Source organism: Kitasatospora sp. Root107 (assembly GCF_001424875.1).
In the GTDB taxonomy this organism is placed as follows: domain Bacteria; phylum Actinomycetota; class Actinomycetes; order Streptomycetales; family Streptomycetaceae; genus Kitasatospora.
Genome location: NZ_LMCT01000018.1, coordinates 72,663 through 92,504 on the forward strand (window position 1 = coordinate 72,663; position 19,842 = coordinate 92,504).

A 19,842-nucleotide genomic window follows, 5' to 3' on the forward strand; every position below is an offset into this window, starting at 1 on the left:
CATTGTCCCCGATCGTCCGGCTGCTCCGGCCCCGGGGCCAGGCCGTTCGGATGCGGTCGAACAGCTGCTGGCCAGCGGGGACGGGTTACGTGTATACCAAGAGGTCGATGACCGGTCGCAGGACGGTCGCAGCCACCGACCGAAAGGCCCACGGAGCCGATGTCTCCCCGACTCTCCGTCGTCGTCCCGATCTACAACGTCGAGCGCTACCTCCAGGAGTGCCTCGACTCGATAGCCGCCCAGACCTTCGAGGACTTCGAGTGCGTGCTGGTGGACGACGGCTCGACCGACGGCAGCGCGGCGATCGCCGAGGCGTACGCCGCCAAGGACACGCGGTTCCGCCTGGTCCAGCAGGAGAACAAGGGCCTCGGCGCGGCCCGCAACACCGGCTGGCGGCACCTCGCCCCGGGCACCGAGTACCTGACCTTCGTGGACAGTGACGACACCCTGCCGACCGGCGCGTACCAGCTGATGGTCTCGACCCTGGACGAGACCGGTTCGGACTTCGTCGCAGGCAACGCGCTGCGGCTGCGGGTGGCCGGTCTCTTCCCCTCGCACGGCCACCGCCGGGCGTTCGCCGAGTCCAGGCTCCGCACCCACGTGCGCGAGGTGCCCGGCCTGGTCACCGACCGGACGGCGTGGAACAAGGTCTACCGCCGCTCGTTCTTCGACGCGGCCGGCGTGCTGTACCCCGAAGGCATCCTGTACGAGGACGCGAAGAGCGTGGACGTGCTCTCCGAGCCGATCTACCACTGGCGGGTCCGGGAGAGCGGCGACCTGTCGATCACGCAGGTGAAGACCGACCCCAGGGGCGTGATCGACCGGGTCCGCTCGATCGAGCTGGTCCGGGAGTGGCTGCTGGCCAGGACCGAGCCCGAGTACCGCGAGTTCCTGCGGTCCTACGACCACAACACGCTGGTCGAGGAGCTCCCGATGTTCTTCTGGTCCGTGCCGGACGGCGACCGGGTCTACCGGGCGGCCTATCAGGAGCACGTCAGCCGCCTGCTGCGGGCGATCGGCGTGGAGCGGATCGACGGGCTGCCCGCCCAGCTGCGGCTCAAGTACCGCCTGACGCTGGCCAATCGGATGGAGCGGTTCGTCGCCGTCCAGCGGTTGCACCGCCAGGTCAGGAACCTCCGCTCCCGGCGCGCTGCGGCCTGAACACCTGCGGCTCAGCTCCCGACGGCCGGGAGCTGAGCCACCGTCACTCCGCCACGGTCGGGCCCTTGCGCCAGCGCTGCACGGCGGGCTCCAGGCCGGACAGGATGGTGTCGAAGCGCCGGGTGCTGGTGGTGCTGTCCACCTGGAGCCGGCTGATCCTGAGCGGGTGGACGGGCAGCCGGGGGCCGAGCTGGTGGTCGGACAGGAAGCCGAGCCGGTAGCCGAGCTGGCGCAGCAGGGTGTCGGCGCGCGGGTCGTAGCCGCCGTTCGGGTAGGCGAACGCGGTCGGCGGCTCGCCGAGCCAGCGGGTGAGCGCCTCGTGCGCCCCGGTGATCTCGGCCTGCACGGTCGAGTCGTCGCAGCGGGCCAGGCACGGGTGGCCGAGGGTGTGGTTGCCGACCGCGACCCCGCCGTCCTGGAGGGCCCGCAGGTCCTCGGGGGAGAGCTGCTCCTGGCCGGGCGGCCGGCGGCGGGCGCTGACCCGGAGCTCGTGCAGGCTGCGGCGGCGGTCCGGATCGGGCAGTGCCTTCAGCCGGGCGAGCAGCTGTTCCGGGCGGACGTGGCTGCGCAGCGAGCGGGCCTGACCGCCGTGCCGGGCCAGGAAGGCGGCCTCGTGCCACCAGAACGGCCGATCGGTGCCGATCAGCTCGGAGATCACGAAGGCGGCGGCCGGGATCTTGCGGGCCGTCAGCTCCGGTAGTGCGTGGGTGAGCACCGAGCGGTCGGCGTCGTCGAAGGTGATCAGCACCGAGCGCGGCGGCAGCGGCTTCCCCTCGGCGATCGCCTGCTCGACGTCCTGCACCGAGACCGGCGTGGCCAGCCGCCGCAGCCGGTCGAGCTGGGCGCCGAACGACCGGGGGTCGGTCACCCCGTGGTAGGCGAGCACCGCGAGCCGCTGGGCGGCCCGGGCACGGAACAGCGGCTGGGCGGGCGAGAACCGCAGCCAGCCACCCCGGTCGGACTCCGGCCCGGCCTCGGCCTCGGTGGCCGTGGCGGCGCCGGTGGTGCTTGTGGTCGGTGGCAGGCTGCTGACGGTACTGCTGAGCGTGGCTTCGGACTGCGGCACTGGGCCCCCCTCGGTCGCCGGTGCGGCGTGGTGGTACCACCGGAGGGCCCTGACCGCCCTCCGGTCCCGGGGCGCGGCGGCGCCGCCCTCGGCTCGGCCGATCACGGTGGGGACTCCCAACCCGCTCCGCTGACGGCCTGGTTCGCTGCTCTCAACTGGTGCTGATTCTCCTGGACCGGACTGACGGCGGGCAGTGTGTGGGCACCGGCCACCGGCAGTACAGGCTCGATCTGGATCGCTCAATGTAGTGGAGACCATCCAGTGGCACCGATGGTTGTACGGCGTTTCGGCGAGTTTTCGCGGGCGCGCGCAGAGCGCTCGGAGGAGCGCGGTAGGGTGCGCCGGCCCCGGGCCCGGCGGCTGCCGCCGGGCGGGGCCCGGGTATACCGTGGGTGGCATGGGAGAGACGCAAAGTGATCATGGCAGGAGTCGCGCCGCCCGGATCTGGAGCGGCGCAGCCCTGCACCGGCACCAGCTGCTGCTGACCGCGGCCGGTGCGGCCTGTATCGCGATGGGCATCATCACCGCCGTACTGGTCCCGGAGAGCGACGGCCCGGCCTGGGCGATGGCGGTGGCCGGCTGCCTGGCCGCAGGCGTTCTGCTGCTCGGCCGGATCGTCTTCGCGCTGCTCCGCCGGAACGGCCGCACCGCGCTCTAGTGCCGCGTCCGGGCACGACACTAGCCCCCGAAGGTCCGCCCGGACCGGTCAGATCCGGTCCGTGGTTGCGTCAGGCTGATCGGACCGGCCGATTTTCGGCCTATCTGCGCGCTTCTTTCACAACTTCCGGGCATCAGCGCCACACATCCCCCTAGTCTGAGTCCGCTCGGTAGGCGACTGCCGCCGTGCGCACGGCCACTTGCGGTGCCGGGGAGGGCACCGCAGAGGGGGAGACGATGGCGGGCAGTACCGTCCCCGGCGGCGTCCGGGGCAGAGTCAAACAGCAGTTGGTGCGGGTGGCGGGGGGAGTCCCCGGCGAAGGTGCCACCGTGCTGATCTACCACCGGGTCGGCGGCGCCGACTTCACCGCCCAGGTGGACCTGCTGGCCGAGCTGCCGGTCGGCCGAGTGGTCGGCCTGGACGAGGCCACCGACCGGCTGGAGGCCGGCCGCCGGACCCCGAGCACCGTGCTCACCTTCGACGACGGCTTCGCCGACGTGTACGAGAACGCCTGGCCGCTGCTCAAGGAGCGCGGCCTGCCGTTCACCATCTACCTGGCCAGCGGTCAGGTCGGCGGCGAGATGCGCTGGGAGGGCTCGACCGCGAAGGAGTCCGGTGCCCCGGGCCTGAGTTGGGACCAGCTCCGCGAGATGGCCGCCTCCGGCCTCTGCACGGTGGCCAACCACACCCGCAGCCACGCCCGCCCCGCCCTGCTCAGCACCGCCGAGCTGGACGCCTGCAACGACGACGTCGAACAGCACCTCGGCACCCGCCCGAAGCACTTCGCCTACACCTGGGGCGTCCCCGTCCCGCACATGGACGCGGCGCTGCGAGCCCGGTTCCGTACCGCCGCCACCGGCCGGGTCGGCCGGAACGACCCCAGCTTCGACCCGGTCCGGTTCTGCCGGGTCCCGGTCCGCCGGACCGATCCGATCGACTTCTACCGGGCCAAGCTGTACGGCCGGCTGCTCCCCGAGCGGGCCTACGCCCGGATCGTGGCCACCGCGAAGGCGGTCGGCGCCCGTGCCTGAGACGCCGTCACCCCGACTACGCGGCCCCGAGGGCCGGCCGCTCCGGGTCGCCCACCTGACCACCGTGGACATGAGCCTGCAGCTGTTGCTGGCCACCGAGCTCAAGGTCGACGTGGAGTCCGGCTTCGAGACCTACGGCATCAGCGCCCCCGGTCCGTACCTGTCCCAGCTCGACGCGATCGGCATCCGGCACGAGCCACTGCCCTCGCTCACCCGGGCCTGGCAGCCGGGCGCCGACCTGGCGGCGGCGCGCGAACTGCTCGCCGTGCTGCGCCGGATCAGACCGGACGTGCTGCACACCCACAACCCCAAGACCGGCGTGCTCGGCCGGATCCTCGGCCGGCTGGCCGGGGTGCCCGTGGTGGTCAACACCTGTCACGGACTCTGGGCGCAGGCCCACGACCCGTTCGCCAAGCGGCTGTTGGTGCTCGGGGCGGAGGCCGTCGCGGCCCGCTTCTCGCACGCCGAGCTGTACCAGAACGGCGAGGACCGGCAGACCCTGGCCCGGTTTGTCCCGGCCCGCCGCTCCCGGGTGGTGGGCAACGGTGTGGACCTCTCCCGGTTCGGCCCCGACCCGGCGGCCCGGGCCCGGATCAGAGCCGAACTCGGCGTCTCCGACGACGAGTTGCTGGTGGCCGGAGTCGGCCGCCGGGTGGCCGAGAAGGGCATCGTCGAGTACGCGGCGGCGGCCCGCGCACTGGCCGGAAAGGCCCGGTTCGCCTGGATCGGCCCGCAGGACGCCGACAAGCCCGACGCCCTGGCGGAGGAGGAGGCCGGGGTCGAGTTCCTCGGCAGCCGCTCCGACATGCCGGCGCTCTACGCCGCACTGGACGTCTTCGTTCTTCCCTCCTACCGGGAGGGATTCTCCCGCTCCGCCATGGAGGCCGCCGCCAGCGGCCTGCCGATGGTGCTCAGCGACATCCGGGGCTGCCGCGAGATCGGCACCCACGGCGAGCACCTGCTGCTCGCCCCACCCGGCGACGCCGGGGCCCTCACCACCACGCTCGGCCGGCTCCTCACCGAGCCCGCCCTGCGCGAGCAGCTGGGCACGGCGGCCCGTCGCCGCGCCCTGGCCGAGTTCGACCAGCGCGGTGTCGCGGCGGTCTCCCTGGAGACCTACGCGGCCGTGGCCAGAGCCAAGCGGTTGGCCTGGTCGGTCGGCTGAAGCCAACCTCACACCACACCCGCTGGGGGAGAAATGAAACGAGGGGGGGACCTCGTGGTCACCGCGCTGGCCGGAAGCATCGCGCTTCCGCTCGGTCTGGTGATCGCGATCCTGATCCGCTGCACCATGGGCGGCCCTGTGCTCTTCCGTCAGACCCGGACCGGCCGTGCCGGTGCGGAGTTCGAGATCCTCAAGTTCCGCACCATGCGGGACATGCGCTTCGCCGACGAACCCGACGCGCCCCGGATCACCAGGCTCGGCGCGCTGCTCCGCAGGACCAGCCTGGACGAGCTGCCGCAGCTGTGGAACGTGGTGCGCGGCGAGATGGGCGTGATCGGTCCCCGGCCCACGCTGCCCGAGCAGGTCGTGCACTACTCGCCGCGGCAGCGCGGCCGGCTGGCGATCCGGCCCGGGCTGACCGGCTGGGCCCAGGTCAAGGGCCGCAACTCGATCAGCTGGCCGGAGCGGATCGAACTCGACCTCTGGTACATCACCAACCGGACGGTCGGACTCGACCTCCGGATCCTGCTGATGACCGCCCGTCAACTGCTCCGCCCGGCCGGGATCACCGCGGTCGGCGGGGTCAACCCGGGCTTCCCGATCCCGACCACCACCACCCGCATCGTGCTGCCTCGGCAGGCGACGGCCACACGCATCCCGGTGGAGGAGGCCTCCTGAGCCATCCGCAGGGGCTCAGCCAGGTGACACCAGGGGCTCGGGGCTCTGCTGACTTGCGGCTCCGCCGCGGGGCGACGCCGACCTCGAAAAAGGTGATCCGTGCGTAAATGGTCAGGCACTTTCGCAGTGACCCGAACGCCAGACCTCCGCGCCCCGCGGCGGAGCCGCAAGTCAGCAGAGCCCCGAGCCCCTNCTCCATCGGGCCACCGACCGGGGCGAGTCGGGCCCGGCGGTCCGTCCAGCCGGTCTCGTTGCAGATGGGCAGCACGAATCATCAGGTCCTCAGGGGAGAGTGACGAACTCCCAGATTAGCCCGGAGAGTTGAGCTGCCATCAAGAATCAGTAAAACAAGGTTGTGTGATGACTAAATGGAACGGGAAATGCCGAGAGAACATGGTCGGATCATCGCAATGAAAGGCAGCGGAAGAAATCAGCGGCGCTGCGTGTGCTCCCGTACCGGCATGGCCCGGGTGGGGGCGGTCTGCTGGGGCGGCGCGGTCGTGCCGTTCAGAGTGGCCACGAAGGCGGCCAGTTCGGCGGCCTGCGCGGCGGTGAGGCCGCGCTTGAGTACCGATGTGACCGTGGTCTCGCTGATGTACAGCAGGAGGAACTCAGGCGTGTCGACCACCTTGAGGTACTGCGCCCACGCGATCTCGGTGTGCAGGCCGGGCCGGCGAATCGTGACCGCATCCTCGGTCAGTCCGACTTCGATCGTCCCGGCGATCCGGGGCAGCGACTTCCGGACGGTCCGGCGGGTCCCCAGGGTCAGGGCGTACAGCCCGTAGGCGCCGGCCGGCAGACCGGCGAACGCGATCGGGTAGTTCCCCAGCGAGAGCATCAGCAGAGCGTCGGTGAACAGGACGATTACAAACACCCACATGATGCGTCGCCGACGGTGCAGGCCCAGTCGCGATGCCCGGAGCAGTTCCTCGAACGAAACCCGGTACGACGTGCTGATATTCAAAACTTCCCCCGGGAGTCCGCAGTGACAAGACCAGGACTCTAGGGGGTGATCGTCTTCCCGTCCAGGTGATCATCCGTCAGCTCCGACAGCCCGGCGGCGAGGTCGACGAACAGGGCGGCGGACCAGCCGAAGCCGGAGGTCGCTCGGGTCGCGCGGGCTCCGGTGAGCGGGTTCCAGTACTCGTACAGGCCCCCCGCGTCGCGGACCATGGCCAGGGTGCGCAGCCGGAGCTCGTCCGCGGTGGCGGCGAAGCCGGAGCGGTGCAGGCCCTCGATGAGGAGGTAGTTGACGTTGAGCCAGACCGGGCCGCGCCACATCGCGTCCGGGTCGAAGGTGGGATCGTCGAACGCCACGGTGGGGACGGGGTGTTCGCCCCAGTAGCGGGCGGAGCGGAGTTCCTGTTCCAGGGCTGCGGCCACCTCGACGGGGAGGCGACCGGTGAACAGCGGCATGAGGTCGAGTGCGGTGCGGACCGGGACGGGCTCGCCGCCCGCCAGGGTGCGGAACCGGGTGCCGTCCCAGCGCCGGGCGACCAGCAGCTCGGTGTGGGCGGCGGCCTGTGAGCGCCAACGAGCGGCCTCCGTCGGCAGGTTGATGGCCTCCGCGATGTCGGCCAGGCGGTCGGCCTGGAGGATCAGGTAGGAGTTGAGGTCGGGGGGCTCGGCGCGTGGGCCGTAGTCCCAGACGGGGCTGTCGTCGAGACCGGACGAGTAGGGGTGCAGGTACTCGGGCAGCCCGTCGCCGTCCGGGTCGGAGACCGCGAACCACCAGGCGTGCGCGCGGACCAGCTTCGGGTAGACCGAGGCGAGGAACGGGAGGTCCGGGTCGGTCTGGTGGATCTTCCAGACGGCCCAGGCGGCCAGCGGGGGTTTGGTGACCGGCACCGGCTCCGAGGAAGGTACGACGCCGTTCGCCCGCCCGACGTGCTCGCTCAGCCGGGCGAGGTCCGAGCGGGGGAGGTCGGTGGTCTCGGCCAGTACCCCGTGATCGTGGACGACGTCGGGGAGTTGGCCGTCGGGGAGTTGGTGGTCGAGGAGCAGCAGGATCTGGTCGCGGGCGAGCGCGGGCGAGGCATGGCGCAGCGCGACGGCGTGGAAGAGGGCGTCCCAGTTCCAGACGCCCACGTACCCGTACTTGGATGGGACGAGCCCCTCCCGGCCGCCGATCGGCAGCAGGTTCACGGCCAGCGTCCACCAGGCCATCCGGGCCCGCTCCGCCAGGTCCGCCCGGACAGGCGGCATCCGGGCGAACCACTCCTCCCAGCGAGCCTCGGCCGCCGCTCGTACGGCCGTCGCCGACCAGCTTCCCTGCGGACCGGTCAGCACATGGCATCCGGTGAGTGCCACCGCCTGCTCGGTCCCGTCCGACAGCCGCCAGGAGGCGTGGGCGTGCTGCCCCGCGATCACCAGCGTCGCGGGGTCGGCGAACATCAGCGAGACCCCGTTCGCGAACGCCACCTCGGACGGCGTCGCCGAGGCGACGGGCACCGTACGCCCGTCGGTGTCGCGGACGACCAGTGCGGTCAGCTCGGTGGTCTGGTCGAGCGGGGTCTCGTACTCCGCCCGGGCGACCCGGAGGCCGTCCGGGCCGGCCGTCACCAGCAGCCGCGAGCCGCGTTCGGTGAACGGCTGTTCCACGAGGTCGAGAGTGAACATCAGCGCCCGCCCAGGCCGGAGGAGGCCATGCTGTTGAGGATCCTGCGCTGTCCGATCAGGAAGGCGATCAGCATCGGCACCACGGTCATCGCCGACAGGGCGGCGGTCAGTCCGTAGTCCACGCCGCCGCGTTGGGAGTTGAAGGAGTCCAGCAGCAGCGGGATGGTGAACAGGTCCGGGGTGTTCAGGAACACCAGGGGGAAGAAGTAACTGTTCCAGCTGGCCAGGAAGACGATGATGCCGAGCGTCCACAGACCGGGCCGGATGTTGGGCAGGATGATCCGCCAGAAGATGGTCCAGCGGTTGGCGCCGTCGATCCGGGCCGCGTCCTCCAGCTCGACCGGAACGGCCCGGATGAACTGGCGGAGCAGGAAGACCGCGAACGGATTGGCGATCGCGGGCAGGATCAACGCCAGGTGCGAGTCGATGAGTTGGAGCTTGGCCAGCATGATGTACAGCGGCACGATGGTGACCTGGGCCGGGACCATCTGGGTGGCCAGGAACAGGCCGAACAGCGGCCCTGAGCCGCGGAACGGTATCCGGGCGAAGGCGTAGGCGGCCATCGCGCCGGTGAACAGGGTGGCCGCGACGGTGACGGCCGCGATGTACATGCTGTTCCAGTAGGCCCGCCCGATCGGCACCTCGTCGAGCACGTCCGGGTAGTTCTGCGAGCGCCAGGGGCTGGGCAGCCAGGCCAGTGGCTCGTTGATCATCTGGCTGACGCCCTTGAAGGAGGTCAGCATCATCCAGACGAACGGGAACAGCGTGATCAGGCCGCCGAGGGTGAGGACGGCGTGCAGCAGGATCTGTCTCCGGTGGGTCATGCCGTCCTCAGGACTCGTAGTGGACGAAGCGCTTCTGCGCCTTGAACTGGACCGCCGTGACGACCAGCGTCAGCACCAGCAGGATCAGCGCGGCGGCACTCGACAGGCCGAACCGGAACTCCCGGAAGCCCTGTTGGTAGACCTTGTAGACGATGGTCTGGGCCCCCTCGTTGTGGTCGGGGTTGACCAGGACGTAGATCAGGTCGAAGGCCTGGAACGAGCTGATCACCGACACCACCAGGGTGAAGAAGACGGTCGGTGAGAGCAGCGGCAGGATGACCGAGCGCAGCGTCTGCCACGGCCCGGCGCCGTCGATTCGCGCGGCCTCGATCAAGTTGGCCGGGATGGTGGCCAGTCCGGCCAGGAAGATCACCACGTTGAGACCGAGTGAGGACCAGATCGTCACCACCGCGATGGCGGGGACGACCCAGGTCGGGTCCTCCAGCCAGCTCGGCAGCGTGACGCCGAACAGGTCCTGCACCGTCCCGTTCAGGATGCCGTCGCTGCCGCCGCCGAGGATCATCTGCCAGATCACCGACACCGCGACCGAACTGGTCACCACCGGCAGGAAGTAGATCACCCGGTAGGCGGTCCGGCCCCGGACACCGTGCAGGGCGAGGGCCAGCAGCAGGGCCAGCACCAGCCCGCCCGGCACGGTGATCAGGCCGATCTTGACGGTGTTCCAGACCGCGCGGCCGAAGCCCGGATCGGTGAGCAGGGCCCGGAAGTTGTCCAGCCCCACCCAGGTGGTGTCGCCGAGCCCGTCCCACTCCATGAAGGACAGCACGATCGCGAAGCCGAGCGGGCCGACCAGGAACACCAGCAGGCCGAGCAGTTGAGGCGCCAGGAACACCACGGCCCACCGGCGGTCCCGCCGCCGCCAGAGTGGCTCGGCACTCAACTCTTCCGGCCCTTCAGGCCGTCGACCAGGGTCTGCAGCTGGGTCATGCCCTCGTCGAAGCCGACCTTGCCCTCCCAGATCTTCATCAGGTGGTCGTTGACGGCCTTGGTCAGGCCGGGGACGGCGACCTCGTCGGGGTAGTTGGCGAAGCCCTTGTCGCGGACGTCGAGGAAGGTCTGGGCGTGCGCGGGGTACTTGCCGTCCGTCACCAGGCTCTCGGCACCCTTGACCGACGGCACGGCGCTGCCGCCCTTGAGCCGGAGCTGCTGGCCCTCCTTGCTGACGAACTCGGTCAGGAAGGTGAAGGCCTCCTTCGCGTGCTTGCTGTCCTTGTTGATGGTCAGGTAGGACGCGGCGACCGCACCCTGGATCGGCTGCCCGGACTCCGAAGGGAACGGCACGATGTCGTAGTTCGGGCGATCGCCGCCCTTGTCGATGCCCTCGATGACCCAGCGGCCGCCGGCGTAGAAGCCCGCCTTGTGCTTGATGAACTGGGTGGAAGGACCGTTGCCTTCGGGCAGCAGGTCGGCGGAGGCGAAGGTCTTGTCCCGGTAGCCGTCGGCGAGGGTCTTCAGCGCCTGCCGGGCCTTCGGATCCGACGGCGCGACGAACTTGCCGCCCTCCCACACCTTGCCCCCGAAGCCGTTGACCAGGCTGTAGTTGGCGCCGTACCAGTTCCAGAAGATGGAGCCGTACTTGCCGGCCGCCTTGAGCTTGGCGTTCATCTCCAGGTACGTGGCCATGGTCCACCGGCCGGCCTCGTTCAGCGCGGCCGGGTCGTCGGTGATCCCGGCCTCGGCCAGGGCCTTCTTGTCGAACCAGAGCACCTCGGGGTTGGTGTCGTTGGGCACGCCGTAGGTGACCCCGGCCTTCTTTGCACCGCCGTAGATGCCCTCGAAGAAGTCCGTGGGCCTGCTCTTGCTCTGCGGCCCGGCCAACTGCGCGTCGAGCGGGGCGAGTACGCCGTCGGCGACCAGCTTGCCGATGTAGTCGTCGCCGACGTAGAAGACGTCGGGGGCGGTCTTGGAGGTGAGCTGGGTGAGCAGCTTGGGGTGGTAGTCCTCGTAGGAGGCGACCGGTTCGAGCTTCAGCGTGATGTTCGGGTACTTCTTGGTGAAGTAGTCGGTGAAGGCCTTGAAGACCGCCATGTCCTCGGCCGGGCCCCAGGTCGCCCAACGCAGGGTGACCTTGCCGTCCTGGCCGTCACCGGCGGCGCCGTTGGTCCCGCTGCACGCGGACACGCAGAGCGCGGTCGCGACGGCGAGCAGTGCGGTTCTTCTCTTGAGAGTTGACACCAGGTGCCTCCGAGCTGGGGGTGGGTGGATGGGTGGAGCGAGGTCAGGCGAGGTCAGGCGAGGCCGCCGCCGTCGACGACGAGCGTGGAGCCGGTGACGAAACTGCTGGCGTCGCCGGCCAGGAACAGCACCGCGGCGGCGATCTCCTCCGGCGAGCCCGCGCGGCCCATCGGCCGGTCGGCAGCGTCCTTCTCGAACACCGCCCAGTCCTCGGCGAGTTGGCGGGCCTCGTCGCGGAGCATCGGCGTCATGGTGTCGCCGGGGTTGACCGAGTTGACCCGGATGCCCGCAGCGGCGTGGTCGATGGCCAGGGCACGCGTCATGTTGACGACCGCGGCCTTGGAGGCGCAGTAGGACAGCGCGTTGCCGCCGCCCTTGAGTCCCCAGCCCGAGCCGGTGTTGACGATGGAGCCGCCCTCGGTCATCGCCGGGACGGCGAACCTGCACATCAGGTAGACCGATCTGACGTTGACGGCCATCACGAGATCCCACTCGTCGACGGGGATCTCCAGCGCGGTCTTGCGGCGGATGATCCCGGCGTTGTTGAACAGGACGTGCAGTCCGCCGTACGTCTCGACGGCGGTCCGAACGATGCGCTCACAGTCAGCCTCTGACGAGACGTCAGCCTGCACCGCGACGGCCCGGCCGCCGTCCGCCTCGATCTCGCGGACGACGTCGGCGGCGTCCGCCAGGTCGGCGATCACCACGGCGGCGCCCTCGGCGGCGAACAGCCTGGCGGTGGCGCGGCCGATGCCCGAGGCACCGCCGGTGACGATGGCGACCTTGTTCTGGAGGGTGTTCATGAGTCCTCACTCGCTGACTGGATGCGGTAGATCACTGATTCGCGGTACCCGGTGATGACCCGGGCGGGCCCGCTGAGTGCGGCGTCGATCGCGGTGTCCCCGCTGTCCACCAGTAGCGGCCGGCCGCCGAGGGCGGCGAGCTTCTGCTGGGTGGCGAGCACGGTGATCCCGGCCAGCGGGTCCAGCACTCGGGGGCTGAACTGCTGGTTGCCCCGGCCGATCACGAAGCCCTGCCCGCCGATGACGGAGAGAATGGCATGCGTGACCTGTGACATGGCAAGGGTGAGCAAGGTCTGCTCGGTGACGTCCGAGGCGAGCAAGGCGCCGTCCCTGACCACGTCCACCCCCAACAGCGTGAGCTCCAGGCCGAGTTCACGTCCCACCGCGAGCGTGGTCGCGCCCGGCCCCAACGCGTAGGCCGTGCCGGGCTGCATGGACGCCACCACCGCGCGCGCGATCGACTCCACCGAGCCGGGAGGTGCCGAGGACGACCCGGTCTTACGACCGCTGAGCCGCGCCCGGGCGGCAGGCACCCGGAGCGTCCCGTACAGCCGGGCGCCGACCTGCCCCGACCGGTAGGCGTCCTCGTCCAGGTCGACGACTTCCGCCTCCAGTGTCGTGCCGTCGAACCCGGCCGCCGTCGTCCCGGCCGCGAACGGGCTGACCGCGAAGCAGCCGGAGTAGACCTTCACCCCGGCCGGTACGCCGAGCACCGCCCCGGTCGGCCGGGCGTCCAGCACGTCCCGCGCCGTCCCGTCCCCGCCGACRAACAGCAGCAGATCCACCCCGCCGAGCGCCGCCACCGCCGCCCGGGTGTCCGCCGCGCCGGTGACGCGTGCCGGACGGTGGACGAGCTCGAACGGGACTCCGGCGGCGACCGCGCTGTGCTCGCCCATCGGGCCTGCCACGGTGTGGAGTTGGATTGCCGGGCGCCGGGCGTGCAGGGCCCGGAGCGCGGCCGTCGCGCGTCCGCCCGCCTGGGGGACCGACCCCAGGGCGAGCGCCCCGTGGCTGCCCTTGAGCGCGGCCGGTCCGCCGAGGCCTGCCACGGGGTTGACGATCAGTCCGACGATCACCGACGGTGCTTCCGGCAGTAGGCCCGCCAGGTGGGGGACCACTGCGCCGGATCGTCCAGGGACGTCGCGTCGATCCGGTGGACGGTCTGGTTGTAGGGCGCGTTCTTGACGAACTCGGGGTCCTGGCGGGCCTCGGTGGCGACCTGGGCGAGGATCGCGGCGTACTCGTCCAGGTCCTCGCGGGAGTACGACTCGGTCGGCTCCAGGGTGAAGGGCTCGGGGACCACGTACGGGTGGTGGCTGGTCCAGTAGTGCACGCCGAAGTCGGCGGCGCGGATGCCGATCTCCTCCGAGTGCACACCGGTCTCCTCGGCCAGCTCCTGCCAGGAGTACCTGACCTGCTCCACCCGCCGTTTGTCCGCCCACGGGACGGAGGCGCCGGGGATCTGCAGCACCTTGTGGAGCAGGTAGTTGTTGTTGAGCACCGCCGTCTCCGCGACCTCGCGCAGACCGTCCGCACCGAGCGCCATCACCCAGGCGTAGGCGCGCACGACGTTGGGCGTGACCCCGAGGAACGGCCGGATCTTCCCGACCGGACTCGCCGGGGAGTTCAGCGTGTACGACTCGCCGTCGCGGTCGACCACCGGGCCCGGCAGGAACGGGACCAGCGCCTCGGAGACCCCGCACGCGCCGGCCGCAGGACCGCCGCAGGCGTGCGGCGTCGAGAAGGTCTTGTGCAGGTTGAAGTGGCACAGGTCGAACCCGGCGTCGCGGGCCCGGGTGATGCCGAGGATGCCGTTCGCGTTGGCCTGGTCGTAGCAGGCCAACCCGCCTGCAGCGTGGATCAGTTCGACGAACTCCCGGATCCTCGGGTTGAAGATACCGGTGTCCTCCGGGTTGGTGATCAGCAGCGCGGCGGTACGCGGCCCGACCGCCGCGCGGAGCGCCTCGATGTCGGGGTAGCCGTCGGCGTCCGGCATCAGGGTGATCACCTCGTACCCGGCGACCTTGGCGCACGCGGCGTTCGACGGGTGCGAGAACATCGTGGTGACGACCTGGTCGCGCTGCCCGGCCTCGCCCCGGGAGGCGTGGTAGGCGCGGATCATCGCGAGGTTGGCGTAGATCGCCGCCGAGCCCGCGCCGGGCTGGAGAGAGACTCGGGTCATGCCGGAGATCTCCTTGAGGATCTGCTCCAGCCGCCAGTAGATCTCCAGCACGCCCTGCACGGTGTCCTCGGGCTGCAGCGGGTGCAGCTCGGCGATCCTCGGGTCCCGGACGAAGGTGTCGTTGACCTTCGGGCTGTACTTCATCGTGCAGGTGCCCTGGCCGACGTCGATGTTGAGGTCGGCGCCGAGGGTCTCCTGGGAGAGCCTGAGGTAGTGCCGGACCACCTGGTTCTGCGACAGCTCGGGCAGCGCCGGCGGGGTGGCGCGGCCGATGCCCTCGGGCAGTTCGACCAGCGGTGCGTCCGGGGCCGGGACGCCGATGCCGCGCCGCCCGGGCCGGGAGAGTTCGAAGATGATCTCCTCGTCCCAACGTGCCTGGTGGAAGCGCCGCAGGGCGGGCTTGGGCGCGACCGGCAGCGTCGCGAACGATTCTCCGTGCGAGCTCACTTGGTGCCTCCGGTGACCGAGAGGGCGTCCTTGACGGCCGCCGCGAGGGTGTCGATGTCGGCGATCGAGTGCCGCTCGGTGACGCAGACCAGGACCCGCCAGGGCGAGATCCGCACCCCGCCGAAGATGCCCGCACCCCGCAGCGCCGCGAGCAGCGCGTCGGCGTTCGGCACCTCGATGGTGAACTCCCGGAAGTGGAGCGCCTCCTGGTTAAGCACCAGGGCCCCGGCCGACGCGAGTGCCTGCATGGCGTACCTGGTCCGGGCGAGAATCGTCTCGCCGATCTCGCGCATGCCCTGCGGGCCCATCAACGCGAGGTAGACGCCGGCCGTGATGCCCCACAGGGCGGCCGCGGTGCCGACCCACTCCTTGCCCTCCTCGCGCAGCGCGAAGGAGGTCCGGTCGTAGAAGACGTCGCCGAAACCGTACTCGCCCTCGACGGCGGTCGGGGCGATGCCGAACAGGCGGGACGGGAACTCCGCGACCAGCCGCTCCTCGTCCCGGCTCGCGATGAACCCGGCCTGGCCGCCGCCGTACTGCTGGTGCATGCCGAGCGATTGGATGTCCCCGCAGACCAGGTCGGCGCCGTAGGAGGCCGGCGGTGCGAGCACGCCGAGCGAGATCGGGTCCGTGCCCACGACCAGCAGGGCACCCACGCCGTGTGCCAGGACGGCCAGTTCGCGTCCGCGCGTCTCGATGACACCGTGGACGTTCGGCGTCTCCAGGTACAGCGCGGCGAAGGTGTGGTCGAGGGCCGGCTCGGCGATCTCCCCCGAGTCGGCCACCGGGGCGAGCACGACCTCGAGGTCCGGGGCGAGGTAGTCGTGGATCATGCTGAGCTTGTCGGGGGCGACCGCGCCGCTGACCAGCACCCGGCGGCGGCCGGTGTAGCGGGCGGCCATCCGCAGGGCCGTCCCCGCCGCCTGGAAGCCGTCGTAGACCGGCACGTTGACGACGTCCATCTCGAGCAGCTCGCCCATCATCGAGACGTACTCGAAGAGCGCCTGGAACCGGCCGTGGTCCTCGTACGGCTCGCCCGCGTAGGCGGTCAGGAACTCGCCGCGACCGTTGACCTCGTCGCACACCGCCGGGACGTGGTGCGGGTAGCAGCCGTGCCCGAGGAAGCTCAGCACCCGGGTGGTGTCGGTGTTCCTGGCCAGCAGGCCGTTCAGGTGCCGGACCAGACCGTGCTCGTCCAGGAAGGGCGCGGGCAGCTCGAGCGGACGGTCCAGCCGGAGGTCGGCGGGGATGTCGCCGTAGAACTCGGCGACGCTCGGGGCGCCGATCTCGGCGAGCATCGCGGCCCGGGCCGCGGGGCCCGCGTTGGGTATGTAGGGATGGATCACGGCACTCCTCAGTGCTTCAGGACCACGGCGTCACGCGGCGCGATGGCCACGGAGCCGTGCAGCTGACGACCGGTCAGCAGGTCGGTCCCGGCGGCGGGCAGGGAGACGGTGGCCGTGGCGGCCCCGTGGTTGAGCAGGAACAGGAAGTCGCCGCGGCGGCAGGCCTCGACGCCGTCCGGCAGGTCCGTCCAGGTGAGGCCGGCGGCGGCGAGCACCTCGTCCAGTACGGGCGTCAGGTCGTCGGGCAGGCAGCTGAGGTAGGTGGCCGCGCCGCGCCGGGTGACCGCCGGGCGGCCGTCGAGTGGCCCGCCCCGGTAGTGCGCGAGGGGCTGCGCGTCGTCCAGCTCCAGCCACTCGCTCCAGGTCCGGACGGTCAGCCGGGTGCCGTCCGCCGTCTCGAGCAGCTGGGTGCGATCGTCCGGGATCGGCCAGAACTCCTCGACCTGCACGCCGAGTTGGCCGCCGGCACGACTCTGGTCCAGTACCNCCAGAACTCCTCGACCTGCACGCCGAGTTGGCTGCGCAGCGGCCCCGGTGCCCCACCGTCGTGGACGTGGTCGGCGGCGTCCACCACCCCGCTGAACGGGCCGACCACGAGCTGACCGGGGAAGGCGGCGAGGTTGGCGGCCTGCTCGGCGGTGCAGAGGTAGAGGTTCGGGGCGATGACGACCCGGTAGGAGGAGAGGTCGCGGTCCGGCGGCGCCAGGTCGACGGCGATGCCCCGGGCGTGCAGCGGGGCGTACCAGGAGAGCAGGAGCCGGTGCAGCCTGAGCCGGTCGGAGGGCAGCGACTCGGGTGCCTCGAGCCCCCACCAGCTGTCCCAGTCCAGTACCAGCGCGACGTCCGCCCGGGTGGTGGTGCCCGCGACCTCGGCCAGCCGTCGCAGGTCCGCACCGAGGGCGAGCGTCTCCCGCCACTGGCGGGTGGCCGTCCCGCCGTGCGGGAGCATCGCCGAGTGGAACTTCTCCGGGCCGTATCTCGCCTGGCGCCACTGGAAGAACATCACCCCGTCCGAGCCGTGGGCCAGTGCCTGCAGGCTGTGCAGCCGCATGACGCCCGGCTCCTTCGGGACGTTCACCTCGCGCCAACTCACCGCGCCGGGCGCTGACTCCAGCAGCAGCCACGGTTGTTGCTTCAGTGACCGCATCAGGTCGTAGCTGAGTGCGGCTTTGACGTGTGAGGTCGGGTCGGCGGGGTCGGGGTAGGCGTCGTCGCTGACGAAGTCCTCGGCGGCGGCCCACTTCCAGTAGTCCAGGTGGTGCAGGATGCTCATGAAGTTGGTGGTCACCGGGACGTCCGGGGTGACCTCCTTGAGCACCTCGCGCTCGGCCTCGAAGCAGGCGAGCAGCGCGTCGCTGCAGAACCGGCGCCAGTCCAGCACCTGGGTGGGGTTGACCGGGCCCGGCGCCTTCCGGGGCGGGCTGATCTGCGTCCAGTCGGTGTAGTGCTGGCCCCAACAGGACGTACCCCAGGCGGCGTTGAGGCCGTCCAGGCTGCCGTGGCGATCCTCGAGCCAGCGGCGGAAGTGCCGGGCCGACTCCTCGCAGAAGCACTCGACCGTGTGGTCGCCGTACTCGTTGCCGATGTGCCACATGACCAGCGCCGGGTGGTTCCCGTACCGCTCGGCCACGGCGCGGGCCAGTCGGACGGTCCCTTCCCGGAACACGGGGGAGGAGGGGCAGTAGCCCTGGCGGGAGCCGAACTCCAGCCTGGTCCCGCTCGCGTCGACGGGCTGGATCCCGGGATGCTGCCGGACCAGCCAGGGTGGCGGGGTGGCCGTCGCGGTCGCGAGGTCCACGGCGATCCCGTGCGCGTGGAGCAGGTCGAGGATCCGGTCGAGCCAGCCGAACTCGTAGACGCCCGGCTCGGGTTCGAGCCGGGACCAGGAGAAGACGGCGACGGTCGCGACGTTCACCCCCGCCTCGGCCATCAGCCGGACGTCCTCCTGCCACACCTGCTCGGGCCACTGTTCGGGGTTGTAGTCGCCGCCGAACAGCAGCCCCGGCACCCGGGTCAAGCCCATGGATTCGTCTCCCCTTCGCCCCATCGGCATTTTGTATTCAGAATACTTAGTGCAGTACTCTGCATTCGGTCAAGAGCTATGCTGGGACGGGAGATTGGGGGGCCAGATGGTGATCGAGCGCCGGCCACTGCGCGAGCAGATACGCGACGAACTGATGGAGCGGCTCACCCGCGGCGAGTTCGCCGCCGGTACGGACGTCAACGAGGCTGTCCTGGCAGCCGAGTTGGGCGTCAGCCGGACCCCGCTGCGGGAGGCCCTGATCACCCTCACGGGCGAGGGGGTGCTGGAGAGCAACCAGGGCCGTGGCTTCCGCTTCGCGCCGGTCAGCCGCAAGGAGTTCCGCGAACTGGTCGCCGTCGTCGCGGCGTTGGAGTCGCTGGCCCTGGAGTCCTCCGACGCCGCGCACCTGCGGAAGATCGCCCCGGAGCTGCTGAGGCTGGCCCAGGGTTTCCCCGACCCGGTGGCCGAGCACGCCGTGGTCGACCGCCGCGACGACGAATGGCACGGCCTGCTGCTCAGCGGCTGCCCGAACGAGCGCCTGCTGGACCTGCTCACCGGCGTCAAGGCCGGCATGCGACGCGAACCGGTGGCCCGGGAGTCCGAGGAGCACTGCGAGATAGCCCGCCGCCTGCTGGAGGACGACCTGCCGGGCGCGATCGAGGCGCTCAAGGCCAACTGGGTGGGCGGCATGGAGCGGATGCTGGCGCACATCCCGCAGGAGTAGGACAGGTCCGGCCACAACGGCACGAGCGATCCCCTCGCAGGGCACTACCCGGAGTGGTCGTCACTTCCTTGGGCCTCTGCCCGGAGTTGGTTTCGGGTGCGCATCAGGATCCGGCCGAGCATGTTCTTGCCGGTACCGGTCCGGCCGCGGCCCCAGTAGTGGTCGGCGGTGGTGTCCTCGACGATCTCTTCGTCGGCGGTGGACAGCAGGATGTCGCGGATGTCCGCATGTGCTCGGAACTTGGCCGCCACGGCACGACGCATCACGTCGTCCTTGACGCGCTCCCAGTCCCGCCGCAACGGCTTGGACGGGTCACGGCCCAACTCGGCGGCACGCAACGGCGTGCGAGCCCGACGGACGAGATCAGCGTGGCGGGTGCCGATGAACTTCTGGGCCTGGAAGTAATGCTCCGAGGTCGGCCACACATGCCCGTCGAGGTCCAGGCTGTGCGCGGAGAAGTTGGAGAAGCAGCCGTAGGGTACTTCGTCGGCACCGTAGAAGTAGATCGTCATCCGAGCCTCGTGGCAGGTGTGGGGACCCGCACGGTCTCAGTCGCTGGGTTGCGCTCGCAACCGGATTCGGCCTCGGGCAGCCCCGGCAGACGGGGCCTGCCGGGGCGTGCGGGGCGTGGTGTGCGCCGGGGTCAGCGGGTTGTGGCGGCTGGTGGGGGTGGGGGCGTGGCGGCGGGAGTGGGGTCGTGGTGGTCGGCGAGCCAGAAACCGGCCAGGAGGCCGGCGACGGCGAGTACCTTGTGGCGGTTGCTCTTCCACCACGACGGCGAACCGGCCGCCATGAAGCGTAGCTGCGTGTAGTCCGGATGCTCCCGGGGTGGTGCGTCCTTGAACAGTCCCATGGTCTGGTGCACCTCCTTCCACCTTCAGGGGGTTCATGACCATACGCCCTGCTCTGTCTTGATCGC

Annotated in this window: 19 protein-coding genes and 1 pseudogene; 6 read left to right on the plus strand and 14 right to left on the minus strand. The window is 70.7% G+C overall.

Annotated elements, in window-relative coordinates; translation table 11 throughout:
• Nucleotides 1-159: 159 nt before the first annotated feature.
• Nucleotides 160-1,161, plus strand: a complete 1,002-nt coding sequence (locus tag ASC99_RS18165; protein WP_057233247.1) for a glycosyltransferase family 2 protein — start codon at nucleotides 160-162, stop codon at nucleotides 1,159-1,161.
• A gap of 43 nt (nucleotides 1,162-1,204) precedes the next feature.
• Here the strand turns inward: ASC99_RS18165 and ASC99_RS18170 are convergent, their stop codons facing one another.
• A complete protein-coding gene (locus ASC99_RS18170) occupies nucleotides 1,205-2,227 on the minus strand; it encodes a polysaccharide deacetylase family protein (RefSeq protein WP_235502593.1) in 1,023 nt (340 codons plus the stop codon).
• A gap of 397 nt (nucleotides 2,228-2,624) precedes the next feature.
• On the opposite strand from ASC99_RS18170, the gene ASC99_RS18175 reads away from it, so the two are divergent.
• The 4 genes from ASC99_RS18175 (at nucleotide 2,625) to ASC99_RS18190 (ending at nucleotide 5,759) form a co-directional block, all read left to right on the plus strand.
• Nucleotides 2,625-2,885, plus strand: coding sequence for a hypothetical protein (locus ASC99_RS18175; protein WP_057233249.1), 261 nt, complete (start codon nucleotides 2,625-2,627; stop codon nucleotides 2,883-2,885).
• Nucleotides 2,886-3,121: 236 nt separating this feature from the next.
• Nucleotides 3,122-3,916 carry a polysaccharide deacetylase family protein gene (locus ASC99_RS18180; RefSeq protein ID WP_057233251.1) on the plus strand — a complete coding sequence of 265 codons (795 nt, stop codon included), beginning with the start codon at nucleotides 3,122-3,124 and terminating at the stop codon, nucleotides 3,914-3,916.
• A complete protein-coding gene (locus ASC99_RS18185; RefSeq protein ID WP_057233253.1) occupies nucleotides 3,909-5,081 on the plus strand; it encodes a glycosyltransferase family 4 protein in 1,173 nt (390 codons plus the stop codon). The genes ASC99_RS18180 and ASC99_RS18185 overlap by 8 nt, the downstream gene beginning before the upstream one ends.
• A 33-nt stretch (nucleotides 5,082-5,114) precedes the next feature.
• Nucleotides 5,115-5,759 (plus strand): sugar transferase, encoded by a 645-nt coding sequence (locus ASC99_RS18190; RefSeq protein WP_057233255.1) that lies wholly within the window; start codon nucleotides 5,115-5,117, stop codon nucleotides 5,757-5,759.
• A 430-nt stretch (nucleotides 5,760-6,189) separates the two neighbouring features.
• Here the strand turns inward: ASC99_RS18190 and ASC99_RS18195 are convergent, their stop codons facing one another.
• The 11 genes and pseudogenes from ASC99_RS18195 to ASC99_RS18240 all read right to left on the minus strand — a co-directional run.
• A complete protein-coding gene (locus ASC99_RS18195) occupies nucleotides 6,190-6,639 on the minus strand; it encodes a YcxB family protein (RefSeq protein WP_057233257.1) in 450 nt (149 codons plus the stop codon).
• A 122-nt stretch (nucleotides 6,640-6,761) separates the two neighbouring features.
• Nucleotides 6,762-8,378: an amylo-alpha-1,6-glucosidase gene (locus ASC99_RS18200; RefSeq protein WP_057233260.1), complete on the minus strand. Its 1,617-nt coding sequence runs from the start codon at nucleotides 8,376-8,378 to the stop codon at nucleotides 6,762-6,764.
• A complete protein-coding gene (locus ASC99_RS18205; RefSeq protein WP_057233262.1) occupies nucleotides 8,378-9,202 on the minus strand; it encodes a carbohydrate ABC transporter permease in 825 nt (274 codons plus the stop codon). Before ASC99_RS18205 ends, ASC99_RS18200 begins: the two co-directional genes overlap by 1 nt.
• A 7-nt stretch (nucleotides 9,203-9,209) precedes the next feature.
• Entirely contained in the window at nucleotides 9,210-10,103 is an 894-nt protein-coding gene (locus ASC99_RS18210) for a carbohydrate ABC transporter permease (RefSeq protein WP_057233264.1), read from the minus strand.
• Complete coding sequence (locus ASC99_RS18215) at nucleotides 10,100-11,398, minus strand: ABC transporter substrate-binding protein (RefSeq protein WP_235583055.1); 1,299 nt, start codon at nucleotides 11,396-11,398, stop codon at nucleotides 10,100-10,102. Before ASC99_RS18215 ends, ASC99_RS18210 begins: the two co-directional genes overlap by 4 nt.
• A 53-nt stretch (nucleotides 11,399-11,451) precedes the next feature.
• Nucleotides 11,452-12,201: an SDR family NAD(P)-dependent oxidoreductase gene (locus tag ASC99_RS18220; protein WP_057233266.1), complete on the minus strand. Its 750-nt coding sequence runs from the start codon at nucleotides 12,199-12,201 to the stop codon at nucleotides 11,452-11,454.
• The gene (locus ASC99_RS18225; protein ID WP_063857119.1) at nucleotides 12,198-13,277 is read right to left on the minus strand and encodes an ATP-NAD kinase family protein; all 1,080 of its coding nucleotides are present in this window, start codon (nucleotides 13,275-13,277) and stop codon (nucleotides 12,198-12,200) included. Before ASC99_RS18225 ends, ASC99_RS18220 begins: the two co-directional genes overlap by 4 nt.
• The gene (gcvPB, locus tag ASC99_RS18230) at nucleotides 13,274-14,830 is read right to left on the minus strand and encodes an aminomethyl-transferring glycine dehydrogenase subunit GcvPB (protein ID WP_057233270.1); all 1,557 of its coding nucleotides are present in this window, start codon (nucleotides 14,828-14,830) and stop codon (nucleotides 13,274-13,276) included. Before gcvPB ends, ASC99_RS18225 begins: the two co-directional genes overlap by 4 nt.
• Complete coding sequence (gcvPA, locus tag ASC99_RS18235; protein ID WP_057233273.1) at nucleotides 14,827-16,176, minus strand: aminomethyl-transferring glycine dehydrogenase subunit GcvPA; 1,350 nt, start codon at nucleotides 16,174-16,176, stop codon at nucleotides 14,827-14,829. The genes gcvPB and gcvPA overlap by 4 nt, the downstream gene beginning before the upstream one ends.
• A gap of 8 nt (nucleotides 16,177-16,184) precedes the next feature.
• Nucleotides 16,185-16,625: a Beta-galactosidase C-terminal domain gene (locus ASC99_RS40650; protein ID WP_235583063.1), complete on the minus strand. Its 441-nt coding sequence runs from the start codon at nucleotides 16,623-16,625 to the stop codon at nucleotides 16,185-16,187.
• A gap of 38 nt (nucleotides 16,626-16,663) precedes the next feature.
• Nucleotides 16,664-18,229: pseudogene (locus ASC99_RS18240) on the minus strand (beta-galactosidase); the annotation flags it as partial.
• 76 nt (nucleotides 18,230-18,305) lie between these two features.
• Between ASC99_RS18240 and ASC99_RS18245 the strand changes: the two are divergent.
• Nucleotides 18,306-18,923: a GntR family transcriptional regulator gene (locus ASC99_RS18245; protein WP_082598425.1), complete on the plus strand. Its 618-nt coding sequence runs from the start codon at nucleotides 18,306-18,308 to the stop codon at nucleotides 18,921-18,923.
• Nucleotides 18,924-18,967: 44 nt separating this feature from the next.
• Here ASC99_RS18245 and ASC99_RS18250 read toward each other — a convergent pair whose 3' ends face one another.
• Together ASC99_RS18250 and ASC99_RS18255 are read right to left on the minus strand one after the other, a co-directional pair.
• Nucleotides 18,968-19,435, minus strand: a complete 468-nt coding sequence (locus ASC99_RS18250) for an NADAR family protein (RefSeq protein ID WP_057233275.1) — start codon at nucleotides 19,433-19,435, stop codon at nucleotides 18,968-18,970.
• A gap of 131 nt (nucleotides 19,436-19,566) precedes the next feature.
• Nucleotides 19,567-19,788, minus strand: coding sequence for a hypothetical protein (locus tag ASC99_RS18255; protein WP_157531600.1), 222 nt, complete (start codon nucleotides 19,786-19,788; stop codon nucleotides 19,567-19,569).
• Nucleotides 19,789-19,842 lie beyond the last annotated feature (54 nt).